Source organism: Citrobacter sp. R56, assembly GCF_016811995.1.
In the GTDB taxonomy this organism is placed as follows: Bacteria; Pseudomonadota; Gammaproteobacteria; order Enterobacterales; family Enterobacteriaceae; genus Citrobacter_D; species Citrobacter_D enshiensis.
In genome coordinates this window covers 2,890,800-2,914,061 of the sequence record NZ_CP069159.1, presented here as the reverse complement: position 1 = coordinate 2,914,061, position 23,262 = coordinate 2,890,800, and the positions used below count along the sequence as shown (strand labels likewise).

General features: G+C 53.0%; 18 protein-coding genes. 17 read left to right on the top strand and 1 reads right to left on the bottom strand.

Annotated elements, in window-relative coordinates; genetic code table 11:
• Positions 1–78 precede the first annotated feature (78 nt).
• The 13 genes from serC (at position 79) to JM656_RS13780 (ending at position 15,059) form a co-directional block, all read left to right on the top strand.
• Complete coding sequence (gene serC, locus JM656_RS13840) at positions 79–1,167, top strand: 3-phosphoserine/phosphohydroxythreonine transaminase (RefSeq protein WP_203358286.1); 1,089 nt, start codon at positions 79–81, stop codon at positions 1,165–1,167.
• Positions 1,168–1,237: 70 nt separating this feature from the next.
• Complete coding sequence (gene aroA, locus JM656_RS13835) at positions 1,238–2,521, top strand: 3-phosphoshikimate 1-carboxyvinyltransferase (protein WP_203358285.1); 1,284 nt, start codon at positions 1,238–1,240, stop codon at positions 2,519–2,521.
• 144 nt (positions 2,522–2,665) lie between these two features.
• A complete protein-coding gene (locus JM656_RS13830; RefSeq protein ID WP_203358284.1) occupies positions 2,666–3,433 on the top strand; it encodes a M48 family metallopeptidase in 768 nt (255 codons plus the stop codon).
• A gap of 169 nt (positions 3,434–3,602) precedes the next feature.
• Positions 3,603–4,286, top strand: a complete 684-nt coding sequence (gene cmk, locus JM656_RS13825) for a (d)CMP kinase (RefSeq protein WP_203358283.1) — start codon at positions 3,603–3,605, stop codon at positions 4,284–4,286.
• Between the two features lie 113 nt (positions 4,287–4,399).
• The gene (gene rpsA / locus JM656_RS13820; RefSeq protein ID WP_004860074.1) at positions 4,400–6,073 is read left to right on the top strand and encodes a 30S ribosomal protein S1; all 1,674 of its coding nucleotides are present in this window, start codon (positions 4,400–4,402) and stop codon (positions 6,071–6,073) included.
• A gap of 160 nt (positions 6,074–6,233) precedes the next feature.
• The gene (ihfB, locus tag JM656_RS13815; RefSeq protein ID WP_002463068.1) at positions 6,234–6,518 is read left to right on the top strand and encodes an integration host factor subunit beta; all 285 of its coding nucleotides are present in this window, start codon (positions 6,234–6,236) and stop codon (positions 6,516–6,518) included.
• Positions 6,519–6,736: 218 nt separating this feature from the next.
• Positions 6,737–9,001 (top strand): ComEC family protein, encoded by a 2,265-nt coding sequence (locus JM656_RS13810; RefSeq protein WP_203358282.1) that lies wholly within the window; start codon positions 6,737–6,739, stop codon positions 8,999–9,001.
• 36 nt (positions 9,002–9,037) lie between these two features.
• Entirely contained in the window at positions 9,038–10,786 is a 1,749-nt protein-coding gene (msbA, locus tag JM656_RS13805) for a lipid A ABC transporter ATP-binding protein/permease MsbA (protein ID WP_203358281.1), read from the top strand.
• Positions 10,783–11,760 carry a tetraacyldisaccharide 4'-kinase gene (gene lpxK / locus JM656_RS13800; RefSeq protein WP_203358280.1) on the top strand — a complete coding sequence of 326 codons (978 nt, stop codon included), beginning with the start codon at positions 10,783–10,785 and terminating at the stop codon, positions 11,758–11,760. The genes msbA and lpxK overlap by 4 nt, the downstream gene beginning before the upstream one ends.
• 41 nt (positions 11,761–11,801) lie before the next feature.
• A complete protein-coding gene (locus JM656_RS13795; protein ID WP_203358279.1) occupies positions 11,802–13,034 on the top strand; it encodes a winged helix-turn-helix domain-containing protein in 1,233 nt (410 codons plus the stop codon).
• Positions 13,035–13,085: 51 nt separating this feature from the next.
• Complete coding sequence (gene ycaR, locus JM656_RS13790; RefSeq protein ID WP_162380057.1) at positions 13,086–13,268, top strand: protein YcaR; 183 nt, start codon at positions 13,086–13,088, stop codon at positions 13,266–13,268.
• Positions 13,265–14,011 (top strand): 3-deoxy-manno-octulosonate cytidylyltransferase, encoded by a 747-nt coding sequence (gene kdsB / locus JM656_RS13785; protein WP_203358278.1) that lies wholly within the window; start codon positions 13,265–13,267, stop codon positions 14,009–14,011. Before ycaR ends, kdsB begins: the two co-directional genes overlap by 4 nt.
• Before the next feature lie 154 nt (positions 14,012–14,165).
• Entirely contained in the window at positions 14,166–15,059 is an 894-nt protein-coding gene (locus JM656_RS13780; RefSeq protein ID WP_203358277.1) for a YcbJ family phosphotransferase, read from the top strand.
• Here JM656_RS13780 and elyC read toward each other — a convergent pair.
• Positions 15,036–15,815, bottom strand: coding sequence for an envelope biogenesis factor ElyC (gene elyC / locus JM656_RS13775; protein ID WP_203358276.1), 780 nt, complete (start codon positions 15,813–15,815; stop codon positions 15,036–15,038). The genes JM656_RS13780 and elyC overlap by 24 nt on opposite strands.
• A gap of 135 nt (positions 15,816–15,950) precedes the next feature.
• Here elyC and cmoM point away from each other — a divergent pair, with 135 nt between their 5' ends.
• The 4 genes from cmoM to mukB are packed head-to-tail and all read left to right on the top strand — an operon-like array spanning position 15,951 to position 23,201.
• The gene (gene cmoM / locus JM656_RS13770) at positions 15,951–16,730 is read left to right on the top strand and encodes a tRNA uridine 5-oxyacetic acid(34) methyltransferase CmoM (RefSeq protein ID WP_203358275.1); all 780 of its coding nucleotides are present in this window, start codon (positions 15,951–15,953) and stop codon (positions 16,728–16,730) included.
• Between the two features lie 3 nt (positions 16,731–16,733).
• Positions 16,734–18,056 (top strand): chromosome partition protein MukF, encoded by a 1,323-nt coding sequence (gene mukF, locus JM656_RS13765; protein ID WP_203358274.1) that lies wholly within the window; start codon positions 16,734–16,736, stop codon positions 18,054–18,056.
• Complete coding sequence (mukE, locus tag JM656_RS13760; protein ID WP_203358273.1) at positions 18,037–18,741, top strand: chromosome partition protein MukE; 705 nt, start codon at positions 18,037–18,039, stop codon at positions 18,739–18,741. Before mukF ends, mukE begins: the two co-directional genes overlap by 20 nt.
• A complete protein-coding gene (gene mukB, locus JM656_RS13755; protein WP_203358272.1) occupies positions 18,741–23,201 on the top strand; it encodes a chromosome partition protein MukB in 4,461 nt (1,486 codons plus the stop codon). Before mukE ends, mukB begins: the two co-directional genes overlap by 1 nt.
• Positions 23,202–23,262 lie beyond the last annotated feature (61 nt).

Genomic DNA, 23,262 nt, shown 5'->3' with positions numbered 1-23,262 from the left:
TATATCCAATGTCTGTCGTTCTGCTGTTCGCAACTGACGGGATGTTGAGTTGAAAACAATACAACGTGGTGAGGGGAAATGGCTCAGGTCTTCAATTTTAGTTCAGGTCCGGCAATGCTACCGGCAGACGTGCTTAAACTGGCGCAACAGGATCTCTGTGACTGGCAGGGTCTTGGCACATCGGTAATGGAAATTAGCCACCGCGGCAAAGAGTTCATCCAGGTCGCAGAGGAAGCAGAGAAAGATTTTCGCGATCTCCTCAGCATCCCCTCTAACTACAAAGTCTTGTTCTGCCATGGCGGTGGTCGTGGTCAGTTTGCCGCTGTTCCGCTCAATATTCTGGGCGATAAAACAACGGCGGATTATGTTGACGCCGGATATTGGGCTGCCAGCGCCATTAAAGAAGCCAAAAAATACTGCGCCCCCAATGTGATTGACGCCAAAGTCACCGTTGACGGTCTGCGTGCAGTTAAGCCAATGAGCCAATGGCAGTTGTCCGATAACGCCGCCTATTTGCACTACTGCCCGAACGAAACCATCGACGGTATCGCGATCAATGAAACGCCGAATTTTGCGTCTGATGTGGTCGTAACCGCCGATTTCTCTTCGACAATTCTCTCTACACCGCTGGATATTTCCCGTTACGGGGTTATTTATGCCGGTGCGCAGAAAAATATCGGTCCTGCGGGTCTGACGATTGTGATCGTTCGTGAAGATTTACTGGGCAAAGCGCATACATCCTGCCCGTCTATTCTTGATTACAGCGTGCTGAACGAGAACGACTCGATGTTCAACACACCGCCGACATTCGCCTGGTATCTTTCTGGCCTGGTCTTCAAATGGCTGAAAGAGCAGGGCGGCGTGGCCGCGATGGATAAAATCAATCAACAAAAGGCCGAACTGCTGTATGGCGTGATTGATAACAGTGATTTCTATCGTAACGATGTGGCGAAATCTAACCGCTCCCGCATGAACGTACCGTTCCAGTTGGCTGATAGCGCGCTGGATAAACTCTTCCTGGAGGAGTCATTTGCAGCAGGTTTACATGCGCTGAAAGGCCACCGAGTGGTGGGGGGAATGCGCGCCTCTATCTATAACGCCATGCCGCTTGAAGGCGTTAAAGCGCTGACCGATTTCATGATCGATTTCGAGCGTCGTCGCGGTTAATTGGCGGTACTTTTTCATCCCCACAGCTTGCCTGTGGGGTTTTTATTTCTGTTTTTGAGAGTTGAGTTTCATGGAATCCCTGACGTTACAACCCATCGCGCGGGTCGATGGCACCATTAATCTGCCTGGCTCCAAAAGTGTGTCAAACCGCGCTTTGTTACTGGCGGCGTTAGCACACGGCACCACTGTTCTGACTAACCTGCTAGACAGCGATGACGTTCGCCATATGCTCAATGCGCTGAGTGCGCTGGGGATTGATTACACCCTGTCTGCCGATCGTACCCGCTGTGAGATCATCGGTAACAGTGGCGCGTTACAGGCTGAAGGCTCGCTGGAACTGTTCCTCGGTAATGCGGGAACCGCCATGCGTCCGCTAGCAGCAGCGTTGTGTCTGGGGACGAACGATATCGTGCTGACGGGTGAACCGCGCATGAAAGAACGTCCAATTGGACACCTTGTGGATGCCTTGCGTCAGGGCGGGGCGAATATTGAGTATCTGGAGCAGGAAAACTATCCGCCGTTACGTCTTCGCGGTGGATTTACCGGTGGGCAGGTTGAGGTTGACGGCAGTGTTTCCAGCCAGTTTCTCACCGCATTGTTGATGACCGCGCCGCTGGCGCCGCAAGATTCGACGATTGTTATCAAGGGTGAACTGGTTTCTAAACCGTATATCGATATCACGCTGAATCTGATGAAAACGTTTGGCGTTGAGATTGAGAACCAGAATTACCAGCGTTTTGTCGTCAAGGGAGGGCAGCAGTATCTGTCTCCGGGCGCGTATCTTGTCGAAGGCGATGCTTCTTCCGCATCGTATTTCCTCGCGGCAGGCGCCATTAAAGGTGGAACGGTGAAGGTAACCGGTATTGGCCGTAACAGTATGCAGGGCGATATTCGTTTTGCCGATGTGCTGGAAAAAATGGGCGCGACGGTGACCTGGGGTGACGATTTTATTGCTTGTACCCGTGGTGAATTAAATGCCATTGATATGGATATGAACCATATACCGGATGCAGCAATGACCATTGCAACAGCGGCATTGTTTGCGAAAGGTACGACGACGCTGCGTAATATCTATAACTGGCGTGTGAAAGAGACCGATCGCTTATTTGCAATGGCGACCGAGCTGCGTAAAGTGGGCGCTGAAGTGGAAGAAGGGCACGATTTCATTCGCATCACCCCGCCGGCTCAATTGCAGTTTGCCGAGATTGGCACGTACAACGACCACCGCATGGCGATGTGTTTCTCGCTGGTGGCGTTATCCGACACGCCGGTAACAATTCTTGATCCTAAATGTACCGCCAAAACCTTCCCGGATTATTTCGAACAACTGACGCGAATTAGTACGCTTGCGTAATCATAAATAATGAGTGATGAACGCCGACCTTGAGTCGGCGTTTTTTTTCGGACTTTTTAGCCGTTCGCAACAATGTTAATCTCCGTGTGCTTTTATAACTCATTAATATTTATATAAATTATGTTTAATCAACGGATGATTCACATGAAAAATGTAAAATTACTGCTGGCACTGGCCGTTTCCGCCGCGCTGCTGAGTGGCTGTCAGAATACACACGGTATCGACACCAATATGGCGGTAAGTTCAGGGTTGTCTGCTTACAAAGCCGCGACGCTGACGGATGCCGATGCTAAAGCGATGGCGAACCAGGGTTGTCAGGAACTGGATAGCCAAAATCAAATGGCCAGTTCGTCCAGCAAATACAGCAAACGCTTAGCCAAAATCGCCAAAGCGCTGGGTAATAACATCAACGGTACACCGGTAAATTATAAGGTATACATGACCAGTGATGTTAACGCCTGGGCGATGGCAAACGGCTGCGTACGTGTCTATAGCGGACTGATGGACATGATGAACGACAATGAAATCGAAGGCGTTCTCGGCCACGAACTGGGTCACGTCGCGTTGGGGCATTCGCTGGCAGAAATGAAAGCGTCTTACGCTATCGTTGCCGCACGCGACGCTATCTCCGCCACCAGCGGCGTAGCGGCTCAGCTTTCTCAATCTCAACTTGGCGATATTGCTGCCGGGGCAATCAATGCCAAATACTCGCGTGATAAAGAGTCGGAAGCGGATGATTTCTCTTACGATCTGATGAAAAAACGCGGTATCAGCACGCAAGGGTTAGTCGGCAGCTTTGATAAGCTGGCAACCATGGATTCGGGTCATGCTAAATCGATGTTCGATTCCCACCCGCCATCAACCGAACGTGCGCAACATATCCGCGAACGTATCGCTGCGGATAAAAAGTAAAAGTTTGTCATCTTCCGGGCTGATACCCTCTCAGCCCGCTATAATTGCGTAATTATTCTGCATTCCATCTCCTGTTGCCCGTAATTTGCAAGCAATACTCACTTTCCGTCGTACAGACGCGTATAATGCGCGGCGTTCACGTTAACGGTATGCCTTTAAGGAGATAAAGATGACAGCAATTGCCCCGGTAATTACCATTGATGGCCCAAGCGGTGCAGGTAAAGGCACCTTGTGCAAGGCAATGGCGGAAGCATTGCAGTGGCATCTGTTGGACTCTGGTGCGATTTATCGTGTACTGGCGTTGGCTGCGTTACATCATCATGTCGATGTAACCTCTGAAGACGCGCTGGTGCCGCTGGCATCTCATCTGGATGTCCGTTTTGTCTCAACGAACGGCACTCTGGAAGTGATTCTGGAAGGGGAAGATGTAAGTGGCGAAATACGGACTCAGGACGTCGCCAATGCCGCCTCACAAGTGGCAGCTTTTCCACGCGTTCGTGAAGCGTTGCTACGCCGTCAGCGCGCGTTCCGTGATGCGCCTGGTTTGATCGCTGACGGACGAGATATGGGCACGGTGGTATTCCCTGATGCGCCTGTAAAAATTTTCCTTGACGCCTCCTCTGAAGAACGTGCTCATCGCCGTATGCTTCAGTTGCAGGAGAAGGGCTTTAGTGTTAACTTTGATCGCCTTTTGGCCGAGATCAAAGAACGCGACGATCGCGATCGTAATCGTGCTGTAGCGCCGCTGGTTCCTGCTGCTGATGCTTTAGTTTTGGATTCTACCCGATTAAGCATTGAGCAAGTGATTGAAAAAGCGTTACAATACGCGCGCCAAAAACTGGCACTCGCTTAAACGCGACCGAATTTGCAGTACCCCCGTTGCAATGGAATGACAGCGGGTATGTTAAACAACCCCATCCGGCATGGAGCCAGGTGGACGTTAAATATGAAACCTGAAGATTAAACATGACTGAATCTTTTGCTCAACTATTTGAAGAATCCTTAAAAACAATCGAAACCCGTCCGGGTTCCATCGTTCGTGGTGTTGTTGTTGCTATCGACAAAGATATCGTACTGGTTGACGCCGGTCTGAAATCTGAGTCTGCCATTCCGGCAGAGCAGTTCAAAAACGCCCAGGGCGAGCTGGAAATCCAGGTTGGTGACGAAGTTGACGTTGCACTGGATGCAGTAGAAGACGGCTTCGGTGAAACTCTGCTGTCCCGTGAGAAAGCTAAACGTCACGAAGCTTGGATCACGCTGGAAAAAGCTTACGAAGAAGCTGAAACTGTAGTCGGTGTTATCAACGGCAAAGTTAAAGGTGGCTTCACTGTTGAGCTGAACGGTATTCGCGCGTTCCTGCCGGGTTCCCTGGTAGACGTTCGTCCGGTTCGCGACACGCTGCACCTGGAAGGCAAAGAGCTTGAGTTCAAAGTAATCAAGCTGGACCAGAAGCGTAACAACGTTGTTGTTTCTCGTCGTGCCGTTATCGAATCCGAGAACAGCGCAGAGCGCGATCAGCTGCTGGAAAACCTGCAGGAAGGCATGGAAGTTAAAGGTATCGTTAAGAACCTCACTGACTACGGTGCATTCGTTGATCTGGGTGGTGTTGACGGTCTGCTGCACATCACCGACATGGCATGGAAACGCGTTAAGCATCCGAGCGAAATCGTAAACGTGGGCGACGAAATCACTGTTAAAGTGCTGAAGTTCGACCGCGAGCGTACCCGTGTATCTCTGGGCCTGAAACAACTGGGCGAAGATCCGTGGGTAGCTATCGCTAAGCGTTATCCGGAAGGTACCAAACTGACTGGTCGCGTGACCAACCTGACCGACTACGGCTGCTTCGTTGAAATCGAAGAAGGCGTTGAAGGCCTGGTTCACGTTTCCGAAATGGATTGGACCAACAAAAACATCCACCCGTCCAAAGTTGTTAACGTTGGCGATGTAGTGGAAGTTATGGTTCTGGATATCGACGAAGAACGTCGTCGTATCTCCCTGGGTCTGAAGCAGTGCAAAAACAACCCATGGCAGCAGTTCGCGGAAACCCACAACAAGGGCGACCGTGTTGAAGGTAAAATCAAGTCTATCACTGACTTCGGTATCTTCATCGGCCTGGACGGCGGCATCGACGGCCTGGTTCACCTGTCTGACATCTCCTGGAACGTTGCAGGCGAAGAAGCAGTTCGTGAATACAAAAAAGGCGACGAAATCGCAGCAGTTGTTCTGCAGGTTGACGCAGAACGTGAGCGTATCTCTCTGGGCGTTAAACAGCTCGCAGAAGATCCGTTCAACAACTGGGTTGCACTGAACAAGAAAGGCGCAATCGTAAACGGTAAAGTCACTGCAGTTGACGCTAAAGGCGCAACCGTAGAACTGGCTGACGGCGTTGAAGGTTACCTGCGCGCTTCTGAAGCTTCCCGTGACCGCGTTGAAGATGCAACTCTGGTTCTGAGCGTTGGCGACGATGTTGAAGCTAAATTCACCGGCGTTGATCGTAAAAACCGTGCAATCAGCCTGTCTGTTCGTGCGAAAGACGAAGCTGATGAGAAAGATGCAATCGCAACTGTTAACAAACAGGAAGATGCAAACTTCTCCAACAATGCAATGGCTGAAGCTTTCAAAGCAGCTAAAGGCGAGTAATTCTCTGAAACTTCGGGGTGTTTCATCCTGAAGTATCACGAGTTTACTTGACAGATTGCGGGATTCGTCCTGTAATCAAGCACTAAGGGCGGCTACGGCCGCCCTTAATCAATGCAGCGACAGTAACAGCTAATTTTGCCTTTAAGGAACCGGAGGAATCATGACCAAGTCAGAATTGATTGAAAGACTTGCAACCCAGCAATCTCATATTCCCGCGAAAGCGGTTGAAGATGCAGTGAAAGAGATGCTGGAGCATATGGCCTCGACTCTTGCGCAGGGCGAGCGTATTGAAATCCGCGGTTTCGGCAGTTTTTCTTTGCACTACCGCGCACCTCGTACCGGACGTAACCCGAAGACTGGCGACAAAGTGGATCTGGAAGGAAAATATGTTCCTCACTTTAAACCAGGTAAAGAACTGCGCGATCGCGCCAATATTTACGGTTAAGTTTTACGTTAAAACTTGAGCCAGAAAAAAGCACCGTAGAGGTGCTTTTTTCGTTTCTGGAACCCCGTCAAAGATGGGAAACTGGAATCCCCTTCGCATTTGTATTTGCGCGTTTCAGCCGCCATCCAAAAACAGCGGAATCCTTGCTGTAAGTTGTCAAACTGCCACCGGACAACCACACCACAAAACGGCACACTTTCTCTAACAGGGAGGTGTCTATGAAAATAACAACGGTGAGTGCGTGCGCATTGTCTGGCATTCTTCCTCTGTTGCTATTACCCGCACTACCGGATACGCCGTATCTCGCCGTCGTATTCCTTCTGGCGTGTGTATTCTGTTTTATTCCCCGGCGTTGGTCGCGTTATGTCGCTCTGACTGTGCTCTTCTTTCTGTGGGGGATCTTCGCCGCAAAACAGACTCTCTGGGCGGGCAACACATTGCCTGGTGCAACGCAACAGGCTGTTGTGCAAATAACAGCGACGGACCATATGACGACGCATTATGGGCAAGTTACGCATGTGCAGGGGAAGCGACTCTTTCCGGCGGTGGGCATCGTTTTAAACGATCAGTATTTGCCAGGCAACGTGTGCGCCGGACAACGGTGGGCAATGACGCTAAAGATACGCGCGGTACATGCTCAGCTGAATGAAGGTGGGTTCGATAGCCAGCGTTATGCGTTAGCCCAGCACCAACCTCTGACAGGACGTTTTTTGCAGGCCAGTGTGATCGACCCCCGGTGCAGCTTACGCGCTCGTTACTTGTCTTCTCTCACGGCTTCGCTGGAAAACTATCCCTGGCAGCAGGTTATCCTGGGGCTGGGGATGGGGGAGCGTCTGTCGGTGCCGCAGGAGGTGAAAGACCTCATGCGGGATACTGGTACAACACATCTGATGGCGATTTCCGGGTTGCATATTGCCTTTGCTGCACTGCTCGCGGGGGGAATTATTCGAGGTATGCAATTTGTGTTGCCAGCGGGGTGGATTCGCTGGCCGGTTCCCCTTGTGGGTGGAATCGGCAGCGCCCTGTTTTATGCCTGGCTTACGGGGTTGCAGCCACCCGCATTACGCACGGTTATTGCCTTGAGTGCATGGGGAATACTTAAATTAAGCGGACGGCAATGGAGTGGATGGGAGGTCTGGCTTTGTTGTCTGGCGGCGATTGTTATTGCCGATCCTGTTGCCATTTTGTCGCAGAGTTTGTGGCTGTCGGCATTGGCGGTTGCTGCACTTCTGTTTTGGTATCAATGGGGTCCTGCTCCAGCCTGTTCGGTATCACGCGTGGGGTGCTTGATATGGAGTCTTATCCATCTGCAGTTAGGCATTACGGTGTTGCTCTTACCTGTGCAAATTGCGATTTTTCATGGCATGAGTGTGACCGCATTTCTGGCAAATCTGTTTGCTGTACCGCTGGTGACATTTATTTCTGTCCCGCTCATTCTGGCTGGCATGGTGGTGCATCTGACGGGACCACTCCTCATTGAAGAGGGATGTTGGTATCTGGCCGATCGTTCACTGGCACTCTTGTTTTGGTTACTCAGCCATTTACCGGAAGGCTGGATCAGTATTGATAAGCGGTGGCAATGGTTGGCATTGTCTCCCTGGTTAATAATTATTGCCTGGCGGTTTGCGGTCTGGCGTACCTGGCCGGGGGTATGCCTGGCTGGGGCGATTTTAGTCAGTTGGCCCGTATGGCGTACAGAGCCCAAAGATGAATGGCAGGTTCACATGCTGGATGTCGGGCAGGGGTTGGCGATGGTCATTGCCCGCAATGGCAAGGCTATTCTCTATGATACCGGGCGAGCCTGGCCGGAGGGTGACAGCGGGCAGCAGTTGATCATTCCCTGGCTACGCTGGCACAACCTGAAACCCGAAGGCATTATTCTCAGCCACGAACATCTGGATCATCGTGGTGGATTGCACTCATTACAGAAAGCCTGGCCAACGCTTTGGATAAGAAGCCCGTTAGGATGGGAAGGGCACCAGCCCTGTTTTCGGGCAGAACAGTGGAAATGGCAAGGATTGACGTTTCGCGCGCACTGGCCGATCAAAGGTAATAAAGAAAACGGGAATAACCGTTCCTGCGTCGTCAAAGTCGATGACGGTAAATACAGTGTGCTGTTGACGGGGGATATTGAATCCGGCGCAGAACAAAAAATGCTAAGTCACTATTGGCAACATTTACAGGCGACATTTATTCAGGTTCCGCATCATGGTAGCAATACGTCTTCGTCGCTGGCGTTAATTCAACATGTTGAGGGGCAGGGGGCGCTGGCCTCGGCATCGCGTTACAACGCCTGGCGATTGCCTTCACGGAAAGTCAGGCAGCGATACCGGCAACAGGGATATCAATGGCTGGATACGCCGCATCAGGGGCAGATTTCGCTTATCTTTTCCTCGCAAGGTTGGCGAATACGCAGTCTGCGGGAGCAAATTTTACCTCGTTGGTATCATCAGTGGTTTGGCGTGTCAGAGGATAACGGGTAGAATATGCGGCTATTTCAACAAATGCTGGTTTTTTGAATGCATAACGATAAAGATCTCTCTACGTGGCAGACATTCCGCAGACTGTGGCCAACCATTGCGCCGTTCAAATTGGGCCTGATCGTGGCGGGTGTGGCGTTAATCCTCAACGCAGCGAGCGATACCTTCATGTTATCGCTCCTGAAGCCGTTACTGGATGAAGGTTTTGGTAAAACAGACCGTTCGGTGCTGCTTTGGATGCCATTGGTGGTGATTGGTCTGATGGTATTACGTGGCATCACCAGCTATGTCTCCAGCTACTGTCTTTCGTGGGTGTCAGGTAAGGTCGTGATGACAATACGTCGTCGCTTGTTCGGCCATATGATGGGGATGCCCGTCTCCTTTTTTGATAAGCAGTCGACAGGTACTTTGCTCTCGCGCATTACCTACGACTCAGAGCAGGTCGCATCTTCCTCTTCCGGGGCGCTGATCACCGTTGTGCGTGAAGGGGCCTCGATTATCGGTTTGTTTGTCTTGATGTTCTACTACAGCTGGCAACTGTCGATCATTCTGATCGTACTGGCGCCCGTTGTCTCAATTGCGATTCGCGTGGTTTCTAAGCGTTTTCGTAGCATCAGTAAAAACATGCAGAACACGATGGGGCAGGTCACGACCAGTGCTGAGCAAATGCTGAAAGGCCACAAAGAAGTGTTGATTTTTGGTGGTCAGGAAGTCGAAACCAAACGTTTTGACAAAGTCAGCAATAAAATGCGTATGCAGGGGATGAAGATGGTGTCAGCCTCTGCTATCTCTGATCCCATCATCCAGCTGATTGCGTCTTTGGCGTTGGCCTTTGTCCTGTATGCGGCCAGCTTCCCGAGCGTCATGGAAAACCTGACCGCAGGGACGATCACCGTTGTCTTCTCATCCATGATTGCCCTGATGCGCCCGCTGAAATCGCTGACCAACGTCAACGCGCAGTTCCAGCGCGGGATGGCGGCATGCCAGACACTGTTCGCGATTCTGGACAGCGAGCAAGAGAAAGATGAAGGTAAACGTGTTATTGAACGTGCGAGCGGAGACCTGGAATTCCGCAACGTCACCTTCACCTACCCGGGACGTGAAGTGCCTGCACTGCGTAATATCAGTCTGAATATTCCGGCAGGTAAAACCGTGGCGTTAGTCGGGCGTTCAGGCTCAGGGAAATCGACGATCGCCAGTCTTATCACCCGTTTTTATGACATTGATGAAGGCCATATCCTGATGGACGGGCATGACCTGCGTGAGTATACGCTGGCATCCTTGCGTAACCAGGTTGCTCTGGTTTCACAGAACGTACATCTTTTTAACGATACCGTCGCTAACAACATTGCCTACGCACGTAATGAGGTGTACACCCGCGAGCAGATCGAAGAGGCTGCACGTATGGCGTATGCGATGGACTTTATCAACAAAATGGATGACGGTCTGGATACAGTCATTGGTGAGAACGGTGTCCTGTTGTCTGGCGGTCAGCGCCAGCGTATTGCGATTGCGCGTGCTCTGCTGCGCGACAGTCCGATTCTGATTCTGGACGAAGCCACTTCCGCGCTGGATACCGAGTCGGAGCGTGCGATCCAGGCTGCGCTGGACGAACTACAGAAAAACCGTACATCGCTGGTTATTGCTCACCGCCTCTCCACTATTGAACAGGCAGATGAGATTGTAGTGGTGGAAGACGGGCTGATTGTTGAACGTGGAACCCATACTGACCTGCTGGAACATCGCGGTGTCTATGCTCAGTTGCACAGAATGCAATTTGGTCAATGATCGCACGCATCTGGTCCGGTGAGTCGCCTTTATGGCGGCTATTACTCCCACTCTCCTGGCTATACGGCCTGGTGAGCGGGAGTATCCGCTTGTGCTTCAGGCTGGGATTAAAACAAACCTGGCGTGCGCCAGTGCCGGTCGTTGTCGTGGGGAATCTGACGGCGGGTGGCAACGGTAAAACGCCGGTCGTTATCTGGTTGGTTGAACAGCTCCAGCAACGTGGTATTCGCGTGGGGGTGGTTTCACGGGGTTACGGTGGTAAGGCGCCATCCTATCCGTTGCTCCTGACACACGAGACCACGACAGCGGAAGCGGGTGATGAACCGGTTCTGATCTCTCAACGTACCGGCGCGCCAGTTGCCGTTTCGCCCAATCGCTGCGATGCGGTAAAAGCCATTTTGGCTCATCATGATGTGCAAATTATTGTGACCGATGATGGGTTGCAACATTACCGTCTGGCGCGTGATGTAGAAATCGTGGTGGTTGACGGCGTTCGCCGATTTGGTAATGGCTGGTGGCTGCCAGCAGGCCCGATGCGCGAACGCGCGGGTCGGCTTAAATCGGTGGATGCAGTTATTGTTAATGGCGGCGTTGCTGAACCGGGTGAAATTCCCATGCATCTGGAACCCGGCCTTGCAGTCAATCTGCGCACCGGTGAGCGCTGTAATGTGGCGCAACTGCGTAATATTGTCGCTATGGCGGGCATCGGCCATCCTCCCCGTTTCTTTGCGACACTCGACGCATGCGGCGCACATCCGCAAAAATGCGTGGCGCTGGCCGATCATCAGTCGCTCAGTTATGGTGACGTCAACGCATTGCTCACCGAAGGTCAGACGCTGGTGATGACGGAAAAGGATGCCGTTAAATGCCGTTCGTTTGCAGACGATAACTGGTGGTATTTGCCCGTTGATGCTCAGCTATCAGGTGAAGAACCGGATGCTTTGCTTAAGCAACTCATTTCGCTGGTTCGTTAGCTGAATCGGGCTGCGGCGGCGAACGATTTATGGAGTTCTCAATGTCGTTGCCGCAACTTTCTCTTACCGACGCTCGTCACCTTCACCTTGCAGCCCAGGGGCTGTTAAAGAAATCACGCCGTCGCGCGCAGCCTGGCGATATTCTCGCCGCCATTTCGCGCATGTCGCTGTTGCAAATCGACACCATCAACATTGTCGCACGTAGCCCGTATCTGGTGCTATTCAGCCGCCTTGGGAACTATCCGCCGCAGTGGCTGGATGACGCATTATTGCGCGGCGAACTGATGGAGTACTGGGCGCATGAGGCCTGTTTTCTGCCGCGTAGCGACTTTGCGCTCATCCGCCACCGAATGCTGTCGCCCGAGAACATGGGCTGGAAGTATAAAGCGGCCTGGATGAAAGAGCATGCCCATGAAATCGAGCAGCTGATGCAGCATATTCATCATAACGGTCCGGTGCGCTCTGCGGATTTTGAACATCCACGCAAAGGGGCTAACGGCTGGTGGGAGTGGAAGCCCCATAAACGTCATCTCGAAGGACTGTTTACCGCCGGGAAAGTGATGGTAGTGGAACGTCGCAACTTTCAGCGGGTGTATGATTTGACGCAACGCGTCATGCCCCACTGGGATGATAAACGTGACTTACTTTCTCAGGCGCAAGCGGAAACCGCCATGCTGGATAACAGTGCGCGCAGTCTGGGGATATTCCGTGAACCGTGGCTGGCGGACTACTACCGCTTAAAACGACCCGCGTTGAATGCATGGCGGGACGCCCGCGCTGAGCAACAGCAGATCATTCCAGTCGAGGTTGAAACATTAGGCACGTTGTGGCTCCATGCAGACCTTCAACCGTTGCTTGAACAGGCGCTGGCAGGGCAATTAACGGCGACGCACAGCGCCGTGTTGTCACCGTTTGACCCCGTTGTCTGGGATCGAAAACGGGCAGAGCAACTGTTTGATTTCACCTATCGTCTGGAGTGCTATACCCCAGCACCTAAACGACAATACGGTTATTTTGTCCTGCCGTTATTGCATCGAGGGGCGCTGGTCGGGCGGATGGATGCCAAAATGCACCGCAAAAGCGGGGTGCTGGAAGTGATTGCGTTGTACCTGCAAGAGGGGATCAAGCCCGGTGCAACCCTGCAAAAAGGTCTGTTTCAGGCGATTAGCAATTTTGCGCGTTGGCAGCAGGCAAGGCGCGTTACGCTGGGCGTTTGTCCCCAGGGTTTGTTTGGTGACTGCCGACAGGGCTGGGAAATAGACGCAGAGGGATAGACGATTATGTTAATATTTACAGAATCACAATCCGGTCCATCTGGAGGAACTATGGATCATCGTCTGCTCGAAATCATTGCCTGCCCGGTATGTAACGGCAAACTCTGGTACAACCAGGAAAAACAAGAACTGATTTGCAAACTGGATAACCTTGCTTTCCCATTACGCGATGGTATTCCGGTATTACTGGAAACCGAAGCCCGTCCTTTGACCTCCGACGAGAGCAAATCATGAGTTTTGTGGTCATTATTCCTGCGCGTTTTGCATCGACGCGCCTGCCCGGTAAACCCCTGCAGGATATCAACGGCAAGCCGATGATTGTGCATGTACTGGAACGTGCGCGTGAATCCGGGGCCGATCGTATTATCGTGGCGACCGATCATGAAGATGTGGCGCGCGCGGTAGAGGCGGCTGGCGGTGAAGTGTGCATGACCCGCGCCGATCATCAGTCGGGTACGGAGCGACTGGCGGAAGTCGTGGAAAAATGCGGATTCAGCGATGATACCGTCATTGTGAACGTACAGGGCGATGAGCCGATGATCCCGGCGGTAATTATTCGCCAGGTCGCGGACAACCTGGCGCAGCGCCAGGTCGGTATGGCAACGCTGGCAGTGCCGATTCACAGTGCGGAAGAGGCATTCAATCCAAACGCGGTGAAAGTGGTGCTGGATGAACAAGGCTACGCGCTTTACTTCTCTCGTGCGACGATCCCATGGGATCGCGACCGTTTTGCCAATAGCCGTGAGACCATTGGCGATACCTTCCTGCGCCATTTGGGGATCTATGGCTATCGTGCCGGATTTATTCGCCGCTATGTGAACTGGCAGCCAAGCCCACTGGAACACATTGAGATGCTGGAGCAGCTTCGTGTGTTGTGGTACGGCGAAAAAATCCATGTTGCCGTTGCTAAAGAAGTTCCTGGAACTGGTGTGGATACAGCCGAAGACCTTGAGCGCGTTCGCGCTGAAATGCGTTAAGCTTCAATACCGACACTCCGCTCAGTTATGAGAGGGGTGTCGTACCGTTACGATTTTCCTCCACTTTTCTTTTCATCAATTGATCTCATCAGGGTGACATCTGTCCATACGACGCTCATTATGAAAGCAGTAGCGTTTATGAGGGCAATCTGAAATGGAACAGCTGCGAGCCGAATTGAGTCATTTACTGGGTGAAAAACTCAGCCGTATAGAGTGCGTGAATGAAAAGGTAGATACGGCGCTGTGGTCACTGTATGACAGCCAGGGAAAACCGATGCCGCTCATGGCGAGAAGTTTCACCACGCCAGGTATGGCGCAACAGTTGGCGTGGAAAACGACCATGCTGGCGCGTAGCGGCACGGTGCGTATGCCGGTCATATACGGCGTCATGACCCATGAAGAGCATCCCGGCCCCGATATTTTACTGCTGGAAAGGATGCGTGGCGTACCCGTTGAAGCGCCAGCGCGAACGCCTGAACGGTGGGAACATTTAAAAGACCAGATTGTTGAAGGTTTGCTCTCCTGGCATCGTCAGGATAGCCGTGGCTGTGTGGGCGCGGTGGATAATACGCAGGAAAATATCTGGCCTTCCTGGTACCGCCAGCGTGTCGAAGTGTTATGGAGCACGTTAAACCAGTTCAACAATACGGGGTTAACGATGCATGACAAGCGCATTCTATTCCGTACCCGGGAATGCCTGCCTGCGTTGTTTGAAGGATTTAACGACAATTGCGTACTGATTCACGGCAATTTCAGTTTGCGCAGTATGCTTAAAGATGCCCGCAACGATCAGCTTTTGGCAATGGTAGGACCTGGCGTGATGCTGTGGGCGCCACGGGAGTACGAATTGTTTCGCTTGATGGACAACGCACTGGCGGAAGGGTTGCTCTGGCATTACCTGCAACGCGCGCCAGTCGCAGAATCCTTTATCTGGCGGCGTTGGCTCTATGTATTGTGGGATGAAGTTTCGCAACTGGTCAATACAGGGCGTTTTAACCGCGCTAACTTTGATCTTGCGGCCAAATCACTCCTGCCCTGGCTCGCCTGAGGCCCCCTTAAGCCACTGCCAGATACGGCCTAAGGTTTCATATCCGACGCGATCGCTGTGCATCAACCAGACGGGAGAAGGGATCGCGCGCTCCCACGGATTGAGCGGCGAATCAATCGCCAGCTGATTTGCCGGGGCGGGGAGCGGATGAAGCCCCGCCTGCTGGAAGAAAATCATGGCGCGCGGTAAATGCGACGCGGAAGTGACCAGCAGGAACGGCGCATCGCCGATGGCCTGTTTAACGGCCGCCGCTTCTTCTTCAGTGTCTTTGGGGCTGTCCAGGGTGATGATATCGCTTAGCGGCACGCCGAGTGACTGCGCGACTCTGGCTCCGGCTTCAGCCGTACTGACATTATTCGTTTTTGCTCTTGCGCCGGTAAAAATCAGTTTTGACCCCGGATTGGCCAGCCAAAGCCGCACCCCTTCGTTGAGACGCGGCAGGCTGTTGCTGATCAAGTTGGAACTTGGCGCCCACTGCGGATTCCAGGTATAACCGCCGCCCAGCACCACGACATATTCGACTTTTTGCGTGTTTTGCCAGGTGGGATACTGGTCTTCGATCGGTTTCAGTAAGCGATCGGCAACCGGTTGCAGGCTTAACAGTAATAATGCGAGCCAACCCAGGCTCAGACACACCTTGCCGGTTTTTTGAAAGCGACTAAACCACACCAGCGCCAGTCCCACCCCCATGATCAAGAGCATGAGCGGGAGCGGCAGCATCATACCGCCAATCACTTTCTTCAGTGTAAAAAGCATCCTTTTTGGTTCCTTTTTTAACCATACAGCAGGGGATCTGCAGGGATATTACACCAGACAGGTTCATTCTCGGCGTGGCTGTGACAAAATAGCGGTTTTATCAGAGAACCCCTTTGTTCGCCTGTGGAGAGCCCGATGCGGGATCGCAATTTTGATGACATTGCAGAAAAGTTTTCCCGTAACATTTACGGAACCACCAAGGGGCAGCTGCGGCAGGCCATTTTGTGGCAAGATCTTGACCGTGTACTGGCGGAAATGGGTGAGCAAAAACTGCACATCCTGGATGCTGGCGGTGGTGAAGGGCAAACCGCGATCAAAATGGCTGAACGGGGTCATCGGGTCACGCTATGCGATCTGTCCGGCGAAATGATTGCGCGCGCGCAGCTGGCGGCAGAGGCGAAAGGCGTAAGCGGAAACATGCATTTTATACAATGCGCCGCTCAGGATGTTGCTTCGCATTTGGAAAGCCCGGTTGATCTGATATTGTTTCATGCTGTGCTTGAGTGGGTCGCTGACCCCGTCAGCATGTTAAAAACGCTTTGGTCTGTGTTACGTCCCGGCGGCGTACTGTCATTAATGTTCTACAATGCTAACGGCCTGTTGATGCACAACATGGTGGCAGGGAACTTTGACTACGTGCAAGTCGGGATGCCAAAACGTAAAAAACGTACGCTTTCGCCAGACTATCCGCGTGAACCGGGGCAGGTTTACCAATGGCTGGAAGAGATTGGCTGGCAGATTACCGGCAAAACGGGTGTACGTGTGTTTCATGATTATCTGCGTGAGAAGCACCAACAGCGTGACTGTTATGAAATGTTAGTCGAATTAGAAACGCGCTACTGTCGCCAGGAGCCTTACATTAGCCTTGGCCGTTACATTCATGTCACCGCTCGCAAATCGCAGATGCAAGGATAACTTATGAGTGAATTTTCCCAGACAGTCCCCGAACTGGTTGCCTGGGCCAGAAAAAATGACTTCTCCATCGCGCTGCCGGTAGACAGACTTTCGTTCCTGCTGGCGGTGGCCACGCTCAACGGCGAGCGTCTGGACGGTGAGATGAGCGAAGGGGAGCTGGTGGATGCATTCCGCCATGTCAGTGATGCGTTTGAGCAAACCAGCGAAACCATCGGCGTGCGCGCCAACAACGCGATCAACGATATGGTTCGTCAACGTCTGCTGAACCGCTTTACCAGTGAGCAGGCGGAAGGGAATGCCATATACCGTCTGACGCCGCTTGGGATCGGCATTACCGACTACTATATTCGCCAGCGTGAGTTTTCCACGCTGCGTCTCTCAATGCAGCTGTCCATTGTGGCGGGTGAATTGAAGCGTGCCGCAGATGCGGCGAGTGAAGGCGGCGATGAGTTCCACTGGCATCGTAATGTCTATGCGCCGTTGAAATATTCCGTGGCGGAAATCTTCGACAGTATCGACCTGACGCAGCGCATCATGGACGAGCAGCAACAGCAGGTGAAAGACGACATTGCCCAGTTACTGAACAAGGACTGGCGCGCCGCGATTTCGAGCTGCGAAATGTTGCTGTCTGAAACCTCCGGCACGTTGCGTGAACTTCAGGATACGCTGGAAGCGGCGGGCGATAAGCTGCAAGCCAATCTGTTGCACATTCAGGACGCGATCATGACGCGCGACGATCTACATTTCGTCGACAGACTGGTCTTCGATCTCCAGAGCAAACTGGATCGCATTATTAGCTGGGGTCAGCAATCCATCGACTTGTGGATTGGCTATGACCGGCACGTGCATAAATTTATCCGTACCGCGATTGATATGGATAAAAACCGCGTCTTTGCGCAACGTTTACGTCAGTCCGTGCAGACCTATTTTGACGATCCGTGGGCGCTAACTTACGCCAATGCAGACCGCCTGCTGGACATGCGCGATGAAGAGATGGTCCTGCGCGACGAAGAGGTAACCGGGGAGCTGCCGCCGGATCTGGAATATGAAGAATTTAACGAGATTCGGGAACAGCTGGCGGCGCTCATCGAAGAACAGCTGGCTATCTACAAATCCAGACAAGCACCACTGGATCTCGGTCTGGTGGTGCGCGAGTATCTGGCGCAATACCCGCGTGCGCGTCATTTTGACGTCGCGCGTATTGTTATTGATCAAGCGGTACGTCTTGGCGTAGCGCAAGCAGATTTCACCGGACTGCCGCCGAAATGGCAGCCGATTAATGATTACGGAGCCAAGGTACAGGCGCATGTCATTGACAAATATTGAACAAGTGATGCCGGTTAAGCTGGCGCAGGCGCTGGCAAACCCGTTATTTCCGGCGCTGGACAGCGCACTACGCTCGGGCAGACATATTGGTCTGGATGAACTGGATAACCATGCCTTTCTGATGGATTTTCAGGAATATCTGGAAGAGTTTTACAGCCGCTATAACGTTGAGTTAATTCGCGCGCCGGAAGGTTTCTTCTATCTTCGCCCGCGTTCCACAACGATTATTCCGCGCTCCGTGTTGTCTGAGCTGGACATGATGGTCGGTAAAATCCTGTGCTATCTCTATCTCAGTCCGGAACGTCTGGCGAATGAAGGGATTTTTACCCAGCAAGAGTTGTACGACGAACTGCTGACGCTGGCTGACGAAGCCAAACTGTTGAAGTTGGTAAACAACCGCTCGACCGGTTCAGACGTTGACCGTCAGAAACTGCAGGAAAAGGTACGTTCATCGTTAAACCGTCTGCGTCGCCTGGGCATGGTGTGGTTTATGGGCCACGACAGCAGTAAATTCCGCATCACCGAGTCGGTCTTTCGCTTTGGGGCGGATGTCCGTAGCGGCGACGATCCTCGTGAAGCGCAGCGCCGCTTAATTCGTGATGGCGAAGCGATGCCTGTCGAAAACCATCTACAGCTCAATGATGAGACCGAAGAGAATCAGGCGGACAGTGGAGAGGAAGAGTAATGATTGAACGCGGTAAATTTCGCTCACTAACGCTGATTAACTGGAACGGTTTCTTCGCCCGAACGTTTGATCTCGATGAACTGGTCACCACGTTATCCGGGGGGAACGGGGCAGGGAAATCCACCACCATGGCGGCGTTCGTTACGGCACTTATCCCGGACCTGACCCTGCTGCACTTCCGTAATACCACCGAGGCGGGAGCGACCAGCGGATCGCGAGACAAAGGTCTGCACGGTAAGCTGAAAGCAGGCGTCTGTTACTCCATGCTGGATGTCCTCAACTCACGCCATCAGCGTGTGGTTGTGGGCGTACGTTTGCAGCAGGTTGCCGGGCGTGACCGTAAAGTCGACATCAAGCCGTTCGCCATTCAGGGGCTGCCGATGTCGGTACAACCGACGCAACTGGTCACGGAAACCCTCAACGATCGCCAGGCTCGCGTGCTGACGCTTGCGGAGCTGAAAGAAAAGCTCGACGAGATGGAAGGCGTGCAGTTTAAGCAGTTCAACTCCATCACCGACTATCACTCGTTGATGTTCGATCTGGGCATTATTGCTCGCCGTCTCCGCTCCGCGTCAGACCGCAGTAAATTCTATCGACTGATCGAAGCGTCACTTTACGGCGGTATCTCCAGCGCGATTACGCGCTCGCTGCGCGACTACCTGCTGCCGGAAAACAGCGGCGTACGTAAAGCGTTCCAGGATATGGAAGCTGCGCTGCGTGAAAACCGTATGACGCTGGAAGCGATTCGCGTCACCCAGTCTGACCGCGACTTGTTTAAGCATCTAATCAGCGAAGCCACTAACTATGTGGCGGCTGACTACATGCGTCATGCTAACGAGCGGCGGGTCCATCTGGATAAAGCCCTTGAGTATCGCCGTGAATTGCACACCTCCCGTAAGCAACTGGCGGCGGAGCAGTACAAGCACGTCGATATGGCGCGTGAACTGGGCGAGCACAACGGTGCAGAGGGCGATCTGGAAGCCGACTATCAGGCGGCGAGCGATCACCTGAATCTGGTGCAAACGGCCCTGCGTCAGCAAGAAAAAATTGAACGTTACGAGGCTGACCTGGATGAATTACAGATCCGCCTTGAAGAACAAAATGAAGTGGTCGCCGAAGCGGTCGATCGTCAGGAAGAGAATGAAGCTCGTGCCGAAGCCGCAGAGCTGGAAGTGGATGAGCTGAAAAATCAGCTCGCCGATTATCAGCAGGCGTTGGATGTACAGCAAACGCGCGCCATTCAATACAACCAGGCGATTCAGGCGCTTGCCCGGGCTAAAGAAATTTGCCATCTGCCGGATTTAACGGCGGACAGTGCGGCGCAGTGGCTGGAAACCTTCCAGGCCAAAGAGCAGGAAGCGACGGAAAAACTGCTCTCGCTGGAACAAAAAATGAGTGTGGCGCAAACCGCGCACAGTCAGTTTGAGCAGGCGTATCAGCTGGTGGCGGCGATCAATGGCCCGCTGGCGCGCGGTGAAGCGTGGGATGTCGCACGGGAACTGCTGCGCGACGGCGTCAACCAGCGTCATCTGGCAGAACAGGTTCAGCCGTTGCGTATGCGTTTGAACGAACTGGAACAGCGTCTGCGTGAACAACAGGAAGCCGAACGCCTGTTGGCTGAGTTTTGTAAGCGTCAGGGTAAGCATTTCGATATCGACGAACTGGAAGCTCTGCATCAGGAACTGGAAGCACGCATCGCCGACCTTTCTGACAGCGTGTCGAATGCGCGTGAACAGCGAATGACGCTGCGCCAGGAGCAGGAGCAGGTTGAGTCGCGTATTCAGCATTTGATGCGGCGAGCCCCTGTCTGGCTGGCGGCGCAAAATAGCCTGAATCAGTTGTGCGAGCAGAGTGGCGAAGAGTTTACCTCCGGACAGGACGTGACCGAGTATCTGCAACAATTGCTCGAACGTGAACGTGAGGCGATTGTTGAGCGCGACGAAGTGGGCGCGCGTAAAAATGCGATAGATGAAGAGATTGAACGCTTAAGCCAGCCGGGCGGCTCGGAAGATCAGCGTCTGAATACGCTGGCCGAACGTTTTGGCGGCGTGCTGTTGTCCGAAATTTATGATGACGTCAGCCTTGAAGATGCGCCGTACTTCTCCGCGCTGTATGGCCCTTCGCGCCATGCGATCGTGGTGCCGGATCTGTCTCTCATCAGCGAACAGCTGGAAGGGCTGACGGATTGCCCTGAAGATCTCTATTTTATCGAAGGTGACCCGCAGTCGTTTGATGACAGCGTCTTCAGCGTCGACGAACTGGAAAAAGCGGTGGTGGTGAAGACTGCCGAGCGCCAGTGGCGCTACTCCCGCTTCCCGGAAGTCCCGATCTTCGGGCGCGCGGCGCGTGAAAACCGTATTGAAAACCTGCACGCCGAGCGTGAAGGGCTTTCCGAACGGTTCGCGACGCTCTCTTTCGATGTACAGAAAACCCAGCGTCTGCACCAGGCGTTCAGCCGTTTTATCGGCAGCCACTTAAGTGTTGCCTTTGATGCCGACCCGGAAGCGGAAATTCGCCAGCTGAATGGTCGCCGTGTTGAACTGGAACGCGCGCTGACCAATCATGAAAATGAGAATCAGCAGCAACGTGTCCAGTTTGAACAGGCTAAAGAGGGCGTTTCCGCCCTGAACCGCTTGTTGCCACGCCTGAATCTGCTGAGTGATGAAATGCTGGCAGATCGCGTTGATGAAATTCAGGAGCGCCTGGATGAGGCTCAGGAAGCCGCGCGTTTTGTGCAGCAGCATGGTAACCAGCTGGCTAAACTGGAACCTATCGTTTCTGTTCTGCAAAGCGATCCGGAACAGTTTGAGCAGTTGAAAGAAGACTATGCGTATTCTCAGCAGGTGCAGCGTGATGCGCGTCAGCAGGCCTTTGCGCTGAGCGAAGTAGTGCAGCGTCGTGCCCACTTTAGCTACTCCGACTCGGCGGAAATGCTCAGCGGCAACAGCGATCTGAACGAGAAACTGCGTGAACGTCTGGAGCATGCTGAAGCTGAACGAACCCGTGCTCGCGAAGCATTGCGTGGACACGCTGCGCAGTTGAGTCAGTACAATCAGGTTATGGCGTCGTTGAAAAGTTCGTACGACACCAAAAAAGAGCTGCTTAACGATTTGCAGCGCGAATTGCAGGATATCGGCGTTCGTGCTGACAGCGGCGCGGAAGAGCGTGCCCGCATTCGTCGTGATGAGCTGCATGCGCAGTTGAGCAATAACCGCGCCCGTCGTAACCAACTGGAAAAAGCGTTGACCTTCTGCGAAGCGGAAATGGACAACCTGACCCGCAAACTGCGCAAGCTTGAGCGTGATTATCATGAAATGCGTGAGCAGGTCGTGACCGCGAAAGCAGGATGGTGTGCCGTCATGCGGATGGTGAAAGACAACGGCGTTGAGCGTCGCCTTCACCGTCGCGAACTGGCCTATCTGTCGGCGGATGAACTCCGTTCCATGTCGGATAAGGCGCTCGGTGCGCTGCGTCTGGCCGTGGCGGATAACGAACATCTTCGCGATGTTCTGCGGATGTCTGAAGATCCGAAACGTCCTGAGCGTAAAATTCAGTTCTTCGTGGCGGTCTATCAACACCTGCGCGAACGTATTCGCCAGGATATTATCCGTACTGACGATCCGGTTGAAGCCATTGAACAAATGGAGATCGAACTGAGCCGTCTGACGGAAGAGTTGACCTCCCGCGAACAGAAGCTGGCGATCAGTTCACGCAGCGTGGCGAATATTATTCGCAAGACTATCCAGCGTGAGCAGAACCGTATTCGCATGTTGAACCAGGGATTGCAGAGCGTTTCCTTCGGTCAGGTCAACAGCGTGCGTCTGAACGTCAATGTCCGCGAAACCCATGCCACGTTGCTGGATGTCCTTTCTGAGCAACATGAACAGCATCAGGATCTGTTTAACAGCAACCGCCTGACCTTCTCCGAAGCGCTGGCGAAGCTGTATCAGCGTCTGAATCCGCAGATCGATATGGGGCAGCGTACGCCGCAGACGATTGGCGAGGAGCTCCTGGATTACCGTAACTACCTGGAAATGGAAGTCGAAGTTAACCGTGGGTCTGACGGTTGGTTGCGAGCAGAATCCGGCGCCTTGTCTACCGGTGAAGCGATCGGTACCGGGATGTCCATTCTGGTGATGGTAGTACAAAGCTGGGAAGATGAAGGACGCAGACTGCGCGGAAAAGACATCTCTCCATGCCGTCTGTTGTTCCTTGATGAAGCGGCCCGACTGGATGCGCGTTCCATCGCAACCCTGTTCGAACTGTGCGAACGTTTGCAGATGCAACTTATCATCGCGGCGCCAGAAAACATCAGCCCGGAGAAAGGCACCACTTACAAACTGGTGCGTAAGGTCTTCCATAATACGGAACACGTTCATGTGGTTGGGTTGCGTGGTTTTGCCCCGCAATTACCTGAGCCTCTTCCAGGGACCGAAGATGCCTCATCGCAGGCAAGCTAGATGAAAAGGGCGGCTGAAAGGCCGCCTTTTCCTTTTCAGAAAACAGCAATGTTGGGTGAAA